General features: G+C 35.6%; 10 protein-coding genes and 3 pseudogenes. 9 read left to right on the plus strand and 4 right to left on the minus strand.

What is annotated here, in order from left to right:
* Nucleotides 1–521: 521 nt before the first annotated feature.
* Nucleotides 522–953, minus strand: coding sequence for a lipoprotein (locus LEP1GSC059_RS06060; protein ID WP_017214132.1), 432 nt, complete (start codon nt 951–953; stop codon nt 522–524).
* Nucleotides 950–1,718: pseudogene (locus tag LEP1GSC059_RS06065) on the minus strand (hypothetical protein). The gene LEP1GSC059_RS06060 and the pseudogene LEP1GSC059_RS06065 overlap by 4 nt, the downstream one beginning before the upstream one ends.
* Nucleotides 1,719–1,746: 28 nt before the next feature.
* On the opposite strand from LEP1GSC059_RS06065, the gene LEP1GSC059_RS06070 reads away from it, so the two are divergent.
* The 6 genes from LEP1GSC059_RS06070 (at nt 1,747) to LEP1GSC059_RS06095 (ending at nt 8,934) form a co-directional block, all read left to right on the plus strand.
* Nucleotides 1,747–3,384 (plus strand): M16 family metallopeptidase, encoded by a 1,638-nt coding sequence (locus LEP1GSC059_RS06070; RefSeq protein ID WP_002176381.1) that lies wholly within the window; start codon nt 1,747–1,749, stop codon nt 3,382–3,384.
* A gap of 1 nt (nt 3,385) precedes the next feature.
* On the plus strand, nt 3,386–5,059 hold the full coding sequence (locus LEP1GSC059_RS06075; protein ID WP_017214134.1) for a M16 family metallopeptidase: 1,674 nt from the start codon (nt 3,386–3,388) through the stop codon (nt 5,057–5,059).
* Nucleotides 5,059–5,886 carry an MBL fold metallo-hydrolase gene (locus LEP1GSC059_RS06080; RefSeq protein ID WP_002176234.1) on the plus strand — a complete coding sequence of 276 codons (828 nt, stop codon included), beginning with the start codon at nt 5,059–5,061 and terminating at the stop codon, nt 5,884–5,886. The genes LEP1GSC059_RS06075 and LEP1GSC059_RS06080 overlap by 1 nt, the downstream gene beginning before the upstream one ends.
* Nucleotides 5,883–6,560, plus strand: a complete 678-nt coding sequence (locus tag LEP1GSC059_RS06085) for an O-methyltransferase (RefSeq protein ID WP_002176253.1) — start codon at nt 5,883–5,885, stop codon at nt 6,558–6,560. The genes LEP1GSC059_RS06080 and LEP1GSC059_RS06085 overlap by 4 nt, the downstream gene beginning before the upstream one ends.
* A 203-nt stretch (nt 6,561–6,763) precedes the next feature.
* Entirely contained in the window at nt 6,764–7,534 is a 771-nt protein-coding gene (locus LEP1GSC059_RS06090) for a hypothetical protein (protein WP_002176237.1), read from the plus strand.
* The gene (locus LEP1GSC059_RS06095) at nt 7,534–8,934 is read left to right on the plus strand and encodes an N-acetylmuramoyl-L-alanine amidase family protein (protein ID WP_020980467.1); all 1,401 of its coding nucleotides are present in this window, start codon (nt 7,534–7,536) and stop codon (nt 8,932–8,934) included. Before LEP1GSC059_RS06090 ends, LEP1GSC059_RS06095 begins: the two co-directional genes overlap by 1 nt.
* 458 nt (nt 8,935–9,392) lie before the next feature.
* Here the strand turns inward: LEP1GSC059_RS06095 and LEP1GSC059_RS06100 are convergent.
* Both LEP1GSC059_RS06100 and LEP1GSC059_RS24070 read right to left on the minus strand, forming a co-directional pair.
* Nucleotides 9,393–10,464 (minus strand): annotated as a pseudogene (locus tag LEP1GSC059_RS06100) (LIC10774 family surface protein).
* Between the two features lie 911 nt (nt 10,465–11,375).
* A pseudogene (locus tag LEP1GSC059_RS24070) lies at nt 11,376–11,579 on the minus strand (hypothetical protein); the annotation flags it as partial.
* Nucleotides 11,580–12,274: 695 nt separating this feature from the next.
* Here LEP1GSC059_RS24070 and LEP1GSC059_RS06105 point away from each other — a divergent pair.
* From LEP1GSC059_RS06105 to flaA2, 3 genes are all read left to right on the plus strand, one after another.
* Entirely contained in the window at nt 12,275–13,375 is a 1,101-nt protein-coding gene (locus LEP1GSC059_RS06105; protein ID WP_020980459.1) for an LIC10775 family protein, read from the plus strand.
* A 3-nt stretch (nt 13,376–13,378) separates the two neighbouring features.
* The gene (locus tag LEP1GSC059_RS06110) at nt 13,379–14,209 is read left to right on the plus strand and encodes a hypothetical protein (RefSeq protein WP_002176307.1); all 831 of its coding nucleotides are present in this window, start codon (nt 13,379–13,381) and stop codon (nt 14,207–14,209) included.
* Nucleotides 14,210–14,976: 767 nt separating this feature from the next.
* A complete protein-coding gene (flaA2, locus tag LEP1GSC059_RS06115; protein ID WP_002176328.1) occupies nt 14,977–15,687 on the plus strand; it encodes a flagellar filament outer layer protein FlaA2 in 711 nt (236 codons plus the stop codon).
* Nucleotides 15,688–15,691: the final 4 nt, after the last annotated feature.

The following is a 15,691-nucleotide window of genomic DNA, read 5'->3' on the forward strand; positions in this document are numbered from 1 at the left end:
TTCTTAAAATGTGAAAACTACCGCAATCGAAAAAAAAGAAGTTTATAATATTTGAATCTGTTGTATTCAAGTGTGGGAACTCACACAAAACTTAAGCTTTTTTGTAAAATGACGTGGGAACTACCACAAATCACGATTTTACGAACAAATCTTGAATGTAGGAACTCATACTTTTAGAAAATTCTTTCTCAGTCGAACTCACGTTACTTAACACAAAAGGGATCGATGAATGAACTAAAGCAAAACGCTCTCTACGGATCGCGTTTTAAATTGAGACTAAGGACAATATGTTGTATAACGTTTCCTGCATACAATTTATTGACCAGAGCTGAGAGCCCGGTCTGGCTGCTTATGGCAGCCGGATTCGCCCTGATTTTTTACGTCAGGGTTCACGTTAAAATTAGAACAACAAATGAATTACGTTTTTTTGATCGAGAAGATGAAACCGTTGATCGATCTCGAATTTGCTCCACCTTTTTGTATTAAATTTACGTTAAGTGAAATATTCCTCAAAAGAGAGACTAACGTTTTAGACTTGATTTCAAACCGGGAGAACTAATTTGAAATAAGAAGTAGATCTTTCCTTGGATAGGACCGGAAGATTTTACGATCTGTCCTTTGGATTCAACCAGTTCTTTGAGAACCGATTTATCGGAAGGGCGAAACTTATCTCCTTTTTCTGCAATGAGAAGATTGAGTGCCCTTTTACGAGCCAAGTCTTGGGCCTCATCCGCGTTTCCTTCTAAAGAAGAAACTACTACTTGAAACGTATCTGAATTTAAAAAACCCTCGGCGGCTTTGATAAATTCATCTCCTGAACTTTCATTGGATTCTTCCATTACTGTAGTAGTTTTTTTAGGACGTTCGTTTGTCATTTCCGTTGAAGTAGAGGATGAACAATGATAGATGGATAGTAACAACGTTATGATTGAAAACACTTGAATCGGTTTCATGGCGCCTCCGGAACTTCTTCTTTGGAGATTGGTTTTAATCCCTTTCGTATAACGTTCGCATACAAATCTTTTTGAATATTTCTATAAATGAAAGTACAATTCGTGGGGTCTGTATAGTCTTCTCGAAAAAGAAACATAGAGTTTAAAAACCAAGCGAACGCGCCTCTATAAACCAGAATGTCTTGGTTTAATTGTTTTTCTTTGTTTTTTTCAGCCGCTTTTGGGTCTGGAATTGATGTCGTAGTATTTGTAGTCGATGCAGTTTGATTTGTACTTTGATTTGGGTTTGTGGTCGGATTGGTTCCAACTGCGCTACCAGATACGGCGATACTTCCAGGAACGGCTGTAGTAGTCGTAATTTGACCTGGAAGAGCAGGAGGTAAACTGCTCGTTAAATCAGGAGGCAACGGCCCACTAAAGATGAGTTCGTTTCCACGAATTTCTTTCAGTAAAATTGAAACCGCCATCTCATCTCGTTTTGTTTCTGCGATCTTTCTACATTGATCTCTCAGTTCTTTGATTCCCATGTCTTTGGCGGGAAGAGGGACCTTGACTAAGATCTGAAAAAATTCTCTGGAGATAAAGCCAGTGTCTTTTATGTTTTCAAGAACTTTCTGTCTGTATTCCGGGTCTGCGGGAACACAAACTGAATGAAAGGTTAAAATTGAAATCGACAAAAATAAAAAATAAATTCGCCGCATGAGACAAACGTATTTGAATCCTTTGGAAAAGGAAGCAGGATTTTTCCGGGAACTTTCTGGACACCAGGCCTTAAAGAGGAAAGACTGTAGCTATGTGTTTTATACTAGGGATTCTGAAACTCTTCATCGTTTGTTTTAAAGTTCAAACTTTTCATTACAAAAAGGTCAGTAAGGTTCTTACAATTTTAGGAATCTACGTTTGTATTTCAAATGTTTCCGTTTATGCGGACGCTACGATTTTTTCCGGTCTGAAGAAATCTTTAGAAGAAAAGACTAAAACTTTTCAAATGGAAAACGGATTGAAAGTTCTAATGATGAAACGGGAAGATTCTCCCACCATCGCCGTTTATACTAAATTTTTAGTGGGTTCTGCGGACGAAACTCCAGAGATCGCAGGTACGGCACATCTCTTAGAACATATGCTTTTTAAAGGAACTAAAAACATAGGAACCACAAACTATGAAAAAGAAAAACCTTACTTAGAACAGATCGCTGTTTGGGGAAAAAGATTAGATACCTTAAAACTGAAAGAACTGGAAATGAAGGAAAAAGGAGAAGAGCCTTCGGACGAATTTAAAAATCAAATCGAAACTTTAAAAAAAAGATTTTATTCTCTTTTAGAACTACATCGTAAATTCGTAATTTCTAATGAAGACAATTATATCTATTCTAAAAACGGGGGAGTAGGGTTTAACGCATATACTTCGAATGACGTCACGAACTATCAGATTCTTCTTCCTGCAAATCGTTTGGAAATTTGGGCCAAGCTGGAATCGGATCGATTGAAAAATCCTATATTAAGAGAATATTATACAGAAAGGGACGTGGTTTTAGAAGAAAGAAGGATGCGCGTCGAAAACAGAGGTCTTGGGGTTTTAAGAGAAAAATATTTAGACGCCGCGTTTCCGGAAGGACATCCGTATCGAATGCCCGTGATCGGTTATGAAAAGAATTTAGGTTTTTTGGATTTAGAAAAAACGGAAACGTTTTTTAAGAACTACTATGATCCGCAAAGAATGGTGATCGCGGTTGTAGGTTCTTTGGATTTTGATAGGACAGAAAAAATCTTACGTAACTATTTTGGGGATTTAAAAAAAGGAAGTCTTCAACCTTTAAAGAAAACAACTCAGGCGGGATTTGACGGATCTAAGTTCGTTTCCGTGGTTCATCCGAGTACTCCTTCTAAAATTATAGGTTTTCATAAACCTGCTTTTCCTCATCCTGACGACGCAGTTTTTAGTGTGATCGATACTTTGTTTGCCGAAGGAGAATCGGGTAGGCTTTACAAAAAATTAGTTTTAGAAGAACAGATTGCACAAGGTGTGTATTGTTGGAACGGAGATCCCGGAGACAGACTTTCCAATCTATTTTCTATTTACATTACAAACAATCAAAACGCGGATCAGAAAAAAGTGGAGAATCTAGTCCAAGAAGAATTGGATAAGTTAAAAACAGAACTGATTACTTCAGAGGAATTATTTAGAATCAAAAATCAGATCTTAGGCGGATACCTACGCGCCTTGGACGACAACGGAAAACTTGCGGACGTTCTTTCCCTCTATCAGCTGTTATACGGAGATTGGAGAGAACTTTTAAAAGGTTATGAGGAATTGGATACGGTAACTCCGGAAGACGTACAAAGAGTAGCAAAAAAATATTTTGTATCTGAAAACAGAACGATCGCGGAACTAAACCCTCCCGTAAAAGAAACAAAAGGAGCCGGGAACTAAGATGAAATACTTGAAAGACGTTATGGTTTATCGAACGTACAATTTAGAACTATTAGAAAAATATAATTCTATCTTATCTAGATTTTTAAATTGTAAAAACCCATTTCCCAATTTATATTATAGGCTCTACTTTTTATCAGGCGGATCGTATGATTTTTTTTATAAAAGATTCTTACTCAAGAAAAAATCTTTCGATTTGCAGATCGGGTGTAATTTGAAAAAAATTGGTTTAAAGGTAAAGAATTACTATAGTAAAATATTCTATTATTTTGTTTTACTTTTGTTTTTTACAGGCTCTTTTTTAGAGGCCGCTCCGGGAGATTTTGTAAAAGACGTAAAAATTCCTACCCTCACTTTTGAATTTCCGGAAGTAAATGTATTTAGTGCTGGAAAGGGGACAGAAGTTTATTTTTTACCGGGCGAAGAATTCCCTCTTAGAAATTTAGAAATTCATATCTATGCAGGAGTTTTGTACAATCCGAATCTTCCTCCCGAGATTCCTGAACTTTTTGTTCAAGCTTGGAAACACGGAGGGGTTCCTTCTGCGCCCGGAAGTAAATTTATAGAAACTTTAGAAGGTTACGGAGCCAAGATTGACACAGACGTAAATTCCGAAAAAATTATATTCACAATTTCTTATCTTTCTAGATTCGAAAAAGAAGTAGTTCCGTTGGTCCGTGAATTTATCACCTCCCCGTTGTTAAACGAAGAAGGTTTTGCGGTCGCAAAACTCAATTTAGAAGAATCGATTAAAAGAAGAAACGATAAGATTTCCGATATTGCTTATCGTAAAACCGCAGAACTTGTTTATAAAGGAACCGTTTTAGGTAAAAGTGTCGAGTTGGATTCTCTTGCAAGAATCAGTTCGAAGGACATTAAAGAATACTTTGATAAAACCGTTTCTATTTCCAAAAGAATCGTTTTGCTTACGGGGGATTTGCAAAAAGAAGAAGCGGAACCTTTGATCGCTTCCATTTTGCCTTCGAGAGAAAATTTTCGTAACGAAACTTCTGTAAAAATCAATACACAAATTTTAAAGAAAAATTTAGACTCTCTATCCTTTCAAATTTTAGGCGTGGATAAGGATGCGACTCAAAGTGTAGTGATGATGGCCGGAATTCTTCCAGCTCATAGAGATCCTGATTTTTACGCGATTCAATTGGCGAATTATATCATTGGAGGAGGAGGTTTTAGTTCTTATTTAATGCAAAAGATCCGTTCCGATAGAGGACTTGCCTATTCTTCGGGGAGTTCTACTTATTTTGAAAGGGATTATGGAATGGTTTACTTTACTACTCAAACAAAAACTTCCACGACTAAGGAAGTATACGATCTGATGCGTGAAATTCTAAGTGAAGAAACGATTTCTAAAATTTCCGAAAAGGAATTAGAATCCGCTAAACAATCCATCGTCAATCGGTTTATCTTTCAGTTTGTGGATAAAATGGGAATATTGCATAACTTTCTCCGATTTCAAGAACACGGTATGCCAAACGATTATTTAAAGAAATATCGAGACAAGATTCAAGCAGTTACGTTAGACGATCTTAGAAGAGTAGGAAAAAAATATTTCGTAAGTTCTTCTGTTAAAACAATTTTAACCGGACCAAAAAACATTACAAAAGGTTTAAATGAATCCATAAAACACATTACACCGGAAGAAAGGATTCCTTAGTGTACTGTAAGTTTCAACATAAACAGTATCAATTCGAAGGGATTTCGGAGGGAGGTATTCGTACTTCCTTGTATCTTCCTTCTTTGAGTTTGATGTTTGACATCGGGGCTCAGAATCCAAATAGGATTCATTTGGATAACTTGTTATTAACTCATTCTCATCTAGATCATTCCTGCGGATTGCCGTATTACATATCTCAGAGATCTTTGAGGAAATTAAAACCGCCTAAAATTTTTGTTCCAGCTCCTTTAAAAGAGCCGATGCGAAAAATTTTAGATCTTTATTCTGAGATCGAAAATTTTACTTACGCATACGAACTCAGTGCAGTAAGTCCTGGAGATAAGATTGATTTAGATTCAAATCATTTTTTTTCTCCTCATCAAACTTTTCATAGGGTTCCTTCTCAAGGATATACTTTATATCAGAAAAGAAAAAAGTTGAAAAAGGAATTTCAATCCCTTTCTCAAGACGAACTCAACCAAGCTTTAAAGGAAAAAAGAGAGGTTTCTGAGTTGAGCGAAATTCCGGTGATCAGTTTTTCGGGGGACACAAAAATAGAATACGTTTTAGAACACGAAGACGTTGCAAATTCTAGTATTCTATTTATTGAATGTACTTATATAGACGAAGAGCGAAACGTGGCTCAGGCAAGGGAATGGGGACATACTCATCTGGACGAAATTTTGGGGAATCTTTCTGCGTTTAAAAACGAAAAGATTGTACTCATTCACTTTTCGAAACGTTATTCGATTTCTTATATCCGAGAAGTTCTAGACAAAAGAATTCCAAAAGAAGAACGACATAGATTTCATCCGTTTTTGCCGTGAGTAAAGGAAGTCCTCCCGGAAAATACGGGACCTCAATTTTTCTAAACGGTCTGGAAGAGAAGATCGATTCCGATTTGATTCCACGTCCGATTGAAATTTTATTTCAGATGGAAAGAGAAGCCGCCGAGTTAGGCGTTCCGGTTTTAACCCCTGCTTCTGGAGCGGTTCTGCGTTTTCTGGTGGAGAACGAACAACCAAAAGAAATTTTAGAATTAGGAACTGGGTACGGTATTTCCCTTTTTTGGATGGCTTCCGGTTTAAAAGTAAATTCTAAGATTGTGTCTTTGGAAAGAGAGATCAATTATATTGCTCAAGTTCGGTCCTACTTAGAAAAACATTCTTTTGAGAATTTAGATATTCATCTTTTAAAGGTTCATTGTCTTCATTATCTCAAAGAGATTTGCGGCAATCCAAATGCCAATTGGACCGCCAAATTTGTGTTTGTCGATTGTGATAAGGTTTTGTACCCTGAAATTTTTCGAATTCTGAAACGTCTACAACCAGATACTGCTGTGTTCGATAATGTTCTTTGGCACGGTAGAATTTTTGATCCTTCCAGACAAGCTCCTTCGGACAAGGCGGTGAGAGAATTTTGGAACGAGGTTCAAAATTCCAATTTGGCTTATACTCTTTTTCCGGTCGGAGACGGTCTACTTAGGATTCAATTTAGATGACAGTAAGCGGCGAAGACGCTCTCTCCTTTTTTCGGAAAGTAATAGTATTTTCAGTATAATTCTTCAAACTGTATTCTAAATTACGAATATAGATTTGTCTCTGCACGATTTGCTTGTGCAAATCCAAAACATACTGTCTTCTGAACACAAAATACTAGTTGCGTTTTAAAACACTGTGTTATACTTCCGTGCAGGAGATTCGCATGTTATCTAAATATTTTCGATTTTTTATTTTAGTTTCAATTTCGACTTTATTCTTCTTGACGTTGTCCATTTCGGCTCAAACAAACGCATCCAAAGAAGAGGCTAAGGGTAGTGAACTTGCAAATGCGACTAATGATCCTAAATACCAAGGGGATTATCTGGAAGAATTTCATTATGCGAGAACTCTGGATTCTATGAAGGAAAAAGTAAAAAACGATATTCACGCTTTAGCAACTGTGACAAAAAATTTCGGTTCTAACGTTCAAGGTTCAAGCGAGGATTTGAACTCTATCTGGAAACAATACAACGACGCACTTCATTATTATTACAGAAGACAATACGTGGTGGCTGGAAGAAAAATGCGTGAGACTACAGAAAGTATGGATAAACTCTATATTAAGTTTTCAGATCATTACAATAAAAGAACAGATCAACTTCTGGGAGAATGTGCGGATACAATTGTAAGTGTGGAGCAAACTCAGAACGGTTCTACTCAGCCTACTTTGGCTCGGAGTAGAGAAATTTCCGCAAATCATCATAAACTTCAGATTGCTTATTATCAGATGATCCAGGCCGACAGAATGCGCAGGGATTCAAGGTATAAGGATTCTCTAATGCACTTTCGAATTGCAAAGGAATATGGAATTTCTATCTTGAGTAATCTCAAACCGGAAGAGGAAAGTAAAAACATTCGTGAAAAATATAAGATTGATCTAAGCGACAATCGAAATATGATCTATTCCGAACCTTCAGAAGCTCAGAAAAAATAGTGAGGCATTTTCAAAACTTTTTTTCGATTTATAATTTTATCTTTTTAACTTTCCTGTTTTCGGGATCGGTACTTTTGGCCGGTCCTGAAAAGGCGGATTCTAAACCAGTTTCTAAATCTCCAATTAAAACTTTTAAAATAGTGATCGATCCGGGACATGGTGGGGTGGATCTCAAACCCAAAGAAGACCACGGAGACAAATACGATCCAATTTCGGATAAATATCTGGAACTTTACAAGGCTGGGGCTTCTTTTAAGGGAACTAAAGAAAAAATAATCGTATTAGAACTTTCTAAAGAACTAAAGGAGGTTTTAGACCTTACTAAAACCGAGGAAGGATTTAAAATTTTTCGATCTTATATGAAATCGTTTACCAATGAAGATTTACCTTGGATACAAATTGATTCGGTAATGACTCGAAACGAAAACGCCGAAGAAAAAGAATATACCTCCATTGAGGATCCTAACGCTCCGTATCGCCTTTTTGATTATCCGGATAAAAAAAACAAACAGATACAATTTGGAAGGATTTCGTTTATTAATCGTGAAAAACCGAATTTGGTTGTTTCCCTTCATCTCAATCCTAGCTATAAGGAACATCCCGGTGGAATGGCGGCAGTGCTTACTCCTTCTTATAGAACTTTTTACATATTAAAAGGAATTAGTGAAGGCAGATATCAGAAGGAGAAGTTTGAAAATTCTCCTTGGAAAGATTGGATGGTTTTTAAAGAAGGTTGGTCCAAATTAGAAAATGCTGTCGCAGATGCTTGGATTTACTTTTACGGATATTGGCCAAGTCGGAGTGGAAAAAAAGCGGATCTATCCGCGTTCGAAGGTTATCGCCAAAATATGGTTAGCTGGAAATATAAGGATCTTGCCGGATGGGAAGAATTGGCAAAGGTTGGAGGTAAGGGGCAATACTCTAAAACTCATAAACATTTTGTAGCCGAAGGTAAATTTTGGGGAAGAGAAAAGGCGGAACCAGAACTTTGGAGAAGAGAAGACGGCCGAGAAGGTTTTGGCGGAGATAACCACTATGCTTCTGCAGAGTTGATGAGATTTGTTCAGTATGGGCTTCGAAAAATAAAAACCGAGGAAAAATTTCCCGAACCGGGGCCGATCAACAAACCTTATCTTTCTACATACGCGTTACCCACCTTTATCAATGCTATTTCTGCTTATTTAGAAATCGGTTATATAGATAAAGAAAATGATATGGTCTTGATGACAAAACGTAAGAAAGACGTTGCAATTTCACTTGCTGCCGGAATTTATTCTTTGGTTCACGGAATGAAAATCAAAAAACAAAATTATCCTTATATTCCGGTTGGTAAGAAAATCAATTGGAAACGTTACGAAAACGGAAAAGAAGGAAATTATTTTCAAATCGTAAGCGATTGAAAAATTCTTTTCTTACATTCCGCAATCCTCCAAACGCGAAGTTCGCCACTTCTTCTGGAAAGATCTGGACTCTACTGTTTTACAACTCGCTTTCTGTAGATTACTTACTAGAAAAAATGTGATTCGCTGTCTTAAACGTAGCTAACTTAGAATCAAGAACTTCTAATATTTCCTTAAAACATTTGAAACTAGCGTTATGGGCATTTAGTTACTGAAGTATATTTTATTATATGCATATAGAGAAATCTCTTGGACGGAAAAAATTGTTAGAGTTAAAGATGACATCTATTATCAAATAGCTGAAGGAACTTAATCGACTACCAAGTATTCTTTCTTCGTTTTTAACATCTCACTTCTTCATTGAGTAACCGTTATCGTTAAATTTGTGTTTTATAAAACGAAGATATAAAAACGTTTTCGAAAAATCCCCCTTTCTTAAACAAAAGGGGGAAGGTTTTTTACTGACACGCTCCCATTGCAAGGGTATGTCCATTTACGTAAATAGTAACATTATAGTTACTGTTTATGATGTCCACATTTGGTTGTAAGTCCGCTATTGTGGGAGGATAGTGATCCCATTTGTTGTTCACCGCATATAAGATTTTTCCTGGCTCGTTACTTCCAGTATGTAAATCATAACTTAAATTGCAGGAAAGGATATTGTTTCCCACGCTTCCGGTGCTTCCTCCTCCAAGATCCAAACCGTCTGCGTTAGTCAACACTCCGATTAGATTTTGAGAAATAGTGTTATTCTCCACTCTACTGGGTGGTCCTTGTACGGATCCAGGGCCGTCGATTCCTCTTATGGCAGAAGTAATTTTATTTCCAGTAATAACATGACCCCCTTCGCCTTGAACTAGATTGTGAATGTTTACGCTAATTCCAAGGGCCGAAATTGTATTGTTTCGAATTGTTGTTCCAGCATCTTGTAAAAGTACTGCCACACCATTAAGGGGACCTTCCATAGGATGGGAATATGTATTACTGATTTGGAATCCTGCAATCGTTGTTAGGCGTCGGCCTGTTATCGTAGTAAAACGCGTGTCGTTAGTTGATGTAGGAAATCCAGAAATCAAAGTCGGTCCTACTCTAGGAAAGAACCCCGAACCATGATAGCCCGTAGATTGTTCTCCGCCGACCATACCTTTGCCTAATTCGTCTCCAATGAGGTTAACTCCATCAGGTACATAAAGTGGGAATCGTTCTCCAGAAGCGACATCATAGGTTCCGGGTGCGACAAAGATAGAATCTCCAAATTTAACTAACGATAATGCTTTGATGATTGTTTTGAAAGGTTGATTTGAAGTTCCAGGATAAGAATCTCTTCCCCCGGCCGAGTCTACAAAGTAACTAACGTTAGATACAGAAATATAGGAAGAATTTTTTTCACGATCAAGCGTAAGTTTTAATAGTTGATAGTTGTTGATTAAAAACTCCTGAAAGAATTGAGGAAGATTTTCCGGATTCCTGGTTTTCTGTGACACACCCGACCAAGAATATGAGTAATGTAATTGAAAGAATTTGTTTCATTTTTTCTCCTGAATTCGACATTCAGGAGAAAAATTAGTCATAATTCAACAAATAAATAATTAATATGTTAAAAATACATAATATACGCTATATATTAAAAAAGTATGTTTTAAGTATTTAGGTGTAGTAGTCCTTTATACAATGAATTATTTTTTGAATGACGATCGCAAAACAACGATTTCATGAAGGTAATTGATATCTTAAAAAATTTAAGCACAAAGACCAACTGCTTCTATATATTTAACGGATTTAGTAGCTGAACAAAGAAGTAAATATCAGATTAGAGTTCTTGTTATACGATTGTGATTAAAGTTGATCCGGTAATACTATCTTCCGTTCCTGATCAAAAACAAAAAATCTTCAGACTCTCTTTGATTTCTTATCTGAGGACGTTGTTCGATTGAAGATTTAAAATTTTTCTCTTCTTGTTAAGTTCATATTTTATAAATTTGTTTCCGATGAATGTATGCGCTAATGTATTTTTTTGAAGGATATTTTATATTAAGTAAGTTCGACGTAAAAAAATTAGGCCGGACCGGGCTCTCTGCTCTTGTCAATAAATTATATATGAGAATATTTTTTAGTTTTAATATAGAATGCTACCTGTCGAGCGATCCATGGAGAGTGAGGCGCTGAGTTTGAGAGAAACATGGCTTAAAGTTTCCTTGTATCGATCCCTTTTGGGTTAATTTAAAAAAAATTATGATTATGCTCAATTGTAGGAATTGATCAAGCATAATTGTTAAACTCTATGATAATAAAAATTTGACTTTTATATTTTTAAATATTCTAATGTTTTAATATATTTATAACTGATACAGATTCAACGGCTGCCTTTCAAAGTTTATATTTCGTTTAGACTTTAAAGCTTCGTTTTTATGAATTCATTTTTTGCATTTTATAGAAGTGTCTTAAATTAATTCTATAGAATTTGAGAATACCCCTCTCCATTTATTTTTTTCTATTATTTCTTTTACTTTTTCTGAAATAATAATTGGCCGGTTTGCGCTTCCTCCGCTTCCAAACCACTCGTTTGTTCTAACGAAATCAGGCATGTTTGTAAAAATATTTTTTCGGAATTTCATTTTCTGGTTTTGTGGAAAGTTATATTTTTTCTATCAATCTAAATATTATTTTGCCAGTAATTTATTTCTAATAATACATAACGATATTTTAATAATGCACATTAAAACGGTTCACTATTCGGGTGTATCAAAAGAACCCAAAAAATTTAACGGATCAATTTTGTAAAACTACGGAAGTGCTCAAAAAAATACATCTACCATGAATGTTGGTTTTTTTAAAAGAGGTCCTACATTCTGAGTTTTGAAACAAATTCAGCATATAAGTTATTTCAAAAATATCCTAGAATAATCAGAATTGGCATTTTAAGTAAAGATAAAGTATTTCGAGATGGCTTTTAAGTAATGTTTTCATGTGTCGAATAATAAAAAAGATAGTATATTTTTGGTTTTTAGATAGTATGCCTAAAATAAAAGGCTTCAATGATAGGAATTTAATTTTAGTATCCCATAACTTACAAAAAAATATATCAGTATAAAATACTATACTTATATTATCCTAGGGACGGGGGCTTCATAACAAAGAAATTACTTTAGTTTTAAAATTTTTATACTGAATGGATTTTTATTGTATAGAATATGATTTGTTCTTCACAATAGAGTTGTTAAAAAAAATTCATATCTACAACCGATTTTATCTATTTGTTTTAATAAAAAGGCAGAAGAAAATTTATTTTTTAACAACTCTAATATAAATTTTAAAATTAAAATATGGACGGTTGATACAAATGTATCAAAAAATAAGAATATTTAGTTTTTTAAATGTGTTATCTTTTTTACTTTTTTTTCAGCCTATATTGGCGCAAACACAAACTACAGCTCCAGACCCTTTACTCCGAGATAGTTGGTATGAAGATCAAGAACAAGAAGAGGCTGTAATCTATAACAAAGTAATGAAATACTTTCGACCTAATGTCCATTTTGTTTGGAAAACCGATTTACACGGAAGAAATTATAAGTTTTACAAGGACGGAAGAGTGGAGTTTTTAGTGGATCGGAATTTCAGGGAGGTGTTTCCGGATGTTTCTGAGTTGGACGTTCATCTAAGCGAGGCAAAAGCATTAGCAAAACACGGTGAACCATATTCTGCGATTCGTTTATTAAAAGGGATTGGACTTTGTTATCGATTTCAATTTGGAAAACTTGTACCAGAAGGATACAGAACCGCGACGGAAGAACTGAATCGACTGATCAAACACATGGCCCATAAAAAAACGAATTTGGACGATCTTACTGATCCGTATGGTTGCATAAAGGAGAATATTCTAAAAATTGAAAGTGATCAATTTCGATTTTCCTTGGAAACTACAAACGATTGGAAACATTTATTTCCCGAACTGGAAACTCCGGAAAGTGGAACCGAAGGAGATCATGTTTGGAAAGTTCGAAGATTTTATCAATCGATAGGGTATGGTGGATTGGCAAAAAATAAAAACGAAGAAGAATGGGAAAGAATGTATCGTTCCCAAACCGAAAAATTTCTTAACTACAAACCGGATCGAATTCTATTAACGATAGGGCTTTCTTATCATCCGGTTGCGGCGATTTATACTTCTAAAAATTATTTTCAACTCTGGGATCTCAAGCGTGGAATTAATTCTAGAACAATTCGGGAGACAAATTTTAGAAGAAAAAAGGAAGATGATTCTTATACAACTCGTTTTGAAATTTTTCACAGAGACGGAAGAAAGGTTCCTATGATCGTTTTAGAAAAATATTATTTAAGAGAAAATCGTGGTCTTTTGTTTTCCATTTCAGGACCGGAAGCGCAGACGGATCGAATTCGTCAAATCTGGTTGCAATTGAATCAAAAACTAATCGTCGAATGAATTATGATTTTTGCTCTCGTAAAAATTGGAGATCGTCCTTTTCCAATGGAACCGTCTCCACAAAATTTAACCTGGCAGTTATTACTGATTGGATTTGGTCTTGTAAATGGAATGGCACTTTTATTCATACCTCTTGGAATGTATGGTTCCGTTTTTTTCACAATCATTTGGCTTTTATTTCTATTTCTTCCTTTGCTTTTTCTAGTTATCCGTCTCAGTACAAAGTTTGGTAATCTTCTCTACGTCGCATTGTTTTTAAGTCTTTTGTCGGCGGGAGTTTCTTCACTTTATATCAGTCATACCATAGGATTTTTTTTAGGAATTCCTGTCGGAAAAGAGATGGATCTTTCACAAAGTGGGGAGTTCGGAAAAAATCGAATTTTGGTATTTAGAGAAGTAAAAATTCTTCCAGATTATATTTCTTCTAGATCTGCCATTAGCAAGTCAAAGACGGAACCACAACTTACCAAAACGATTTACTTTCATGTCGCCCCGTTGGTTTCATCAAGTTGGAAAGAAGGAGATCCGGTTCATGTTTGGGTAGCTTGTGAGAAAATGGAACTTCCGACCTGCAGTTGGGGGAGTTCCGTCTTTTTTTGGGGCGAAAATTTAAAAAATCATTCTTTATATCCTTATTACAAACTTTCCGTTCAGGATGCAGGAAGAATTTATAAACTTGCCGTTTCAGAATATCCTACAATTTTTAGGCCGATCGCAGACCCGGAAAAGAAACTTGTTCGAGCTGGAATGTACGGACTATCCGGGCTTTTTTTTCTCAATTATTCTTGGTTCATTTGTATCTTTTTAGGTCAGTTTTTTGAAAAAAGAAAGTGAATTTAAGAATTATATTTTTTGAATATAAAGATTTTTTTGTAATAGTTCCCGCAATTTAAAAAATAGATCTGCCAAGTTCAGATTCCAATTTTTTTCAGAAAAATGAATTTCTTACGCTTAACTCACTTTAATTAAAGTTCGTAATGCGACTTAATCTGTGGGAACTCTCGCAAACCTATATTTTACGGTAAAATTAAAGTGCGGGAACTACCACATTTTATCGAAAATTGAAAGGTGATTGATTCTAAGATTTTGCAATTAGTTTCTGTAGAAAAATTAAACGGTGTTTTTTGAATACTGAGTCATAGTGTTGATGTTTTGCCGACCATACTTTTTATCCTTTGGGACGTTGTGTCCAGAGAACGTATTGTTTCCGGCATCTAATTTTTTAGATTTGAGAATTTACTTTTGAGTTTGTCCTAAAATCTCCATAAAATCCTAAAAGAAACAGAATTTTAAAGAAGCCAATAGTTTGGGACGTTCTCTTTATAAAAATTTTCGTTTTTAAAACCCTTTTAAAAAAATTCACGATTTGTTAAAAAACTTTTTCGTTTGCTAATTTTGATCCTTTATCTTCCGATATTTATACAGAGGCGTTAATAGGATCGGATTTCTTAAAATTCTTTTTAAAAGAATTAGAAAAAAGAAACATAGAATCGATTCGGGTCTAAGAGGTTCTTTCACACTTTTTAAGTAGTGGTTTCAAGAGTCGGGACTTGTCTCTAAACGATTTTTTATTTTGTATTTTGTAACCAGGAGAAATTCTCATGAGGAAGAAGATCATCTTACTTGCCGGACTGCTCTGCATTCTTGCAGTACCAGGTGTCTATAGCCAGCAGACCGGAAACAATCAGACTCAGCAAACAGGGGCGACCCCGGATCCTCTTGAAAAACTCATTTTAGAGAATTTCGAAGAGGCGGAAGACTGGAGAGCGAAGTCAACAACTCCTCTCGGAGAAACAAAGGTTCTTAAAATGGTTCAAAGAGGACTGATGAGAGACGTGTTCGACGAAAACACGGTTCCGGATAACGGAGGGGATCAGATCGAAAAGAATCATATCCTGGGAGTAAAAACAAATTATACCGTCAGAGGATTTGACAGAGTGGAAGTATTTCCTCCTCACGAATATGTAGTAAAAGGAAAAGCTCGTCAGTTATCTATCTGGGCTTTGGGAAGAAAGTTTCGTCATACTCTTTTTGCTAAACTAAGAGACTACAGAGGAAATACTCACAACATCCGATTAGGAAGACTGGACTACTTCGGTTGGAGAAAACTAACCGCAACGATTCCGGGTTTTGTGCCTCAAAGTACAAGATTCGCTCTTTTAGATAAGAATCTTCATTTTGTATCTCTATTTGTAGTCAGCGACGTTCACGAAGTGGGAGGACAATTCTACTTTTATGTGGACGATTTGGAAGTTCGTGCCGATAAATCGGATGCGAAGTATCCTGGATCGGAAATTAAAGATAATTGGTAATCTT

Source organism: Leptospira noguchii serovar Panama str. CZ214 (assembly GCF_000306255.2).
Taxonomy (GTDB): Bacteria; Spirochaetota; Leptospiria; order Leptospirales; family Leptospiraceae; genus Leptospira; species Leptospira noguchii.

Bases quoted from the DNA above. Each gene is read 5' to 3' on its own strand.
- LEP1GSC059_RS06110 (WP_002176307.1), top strand. From the start codon at position 13,379: ATGATTTTTGCTCTCGTAAAAATTGGAGATCGTCCTTTTCCAATGGAA.
- LEP1GSC059_RS06105 (WP_020980459.1), top strand. From the start codon at position 12,275: ATGTATCAAAAAATAAGAATATTTAGTTTTTTAAATGTGTTATCTTTT.
- LEP1GSC059_RS06070 (WP_002176381.1), top strand. From the start codon at position 1,747: ATGTGTTTTATACTAGGGATTCTGAAACTCTTCATCGTTTGTTTTAAA.
- LEP1GSC059_RS06075 (WP_017214134.1), top strand. From the start codon at position 3,386: ATGAAATACTTGAAAGACGTTATGGTTTATCGAACGTACAATTTAGAA.
- LEP1GSC059_RS06090 (WP_002176237.1), top strand. From the start codon at position 6,764: ATGTTATCTAAATATTTTCGATTTTTTATTTTAGTTTCAATTTCGACT.
- LEP1GSC059_RS06060 (WP_017214132.1), bottom strand. From the start codon at position 953: ATGAAACCGATTCAAGTGTTTTCAATCATAACGTTGTTACTATCCATC.
- flaA2 (WP_002176328.1), top strand. From the start codon at position 14,977: ATGAGGAAGAAGATCATCTTACTTGCCGGACTGCTCTGCATTCTTGCA.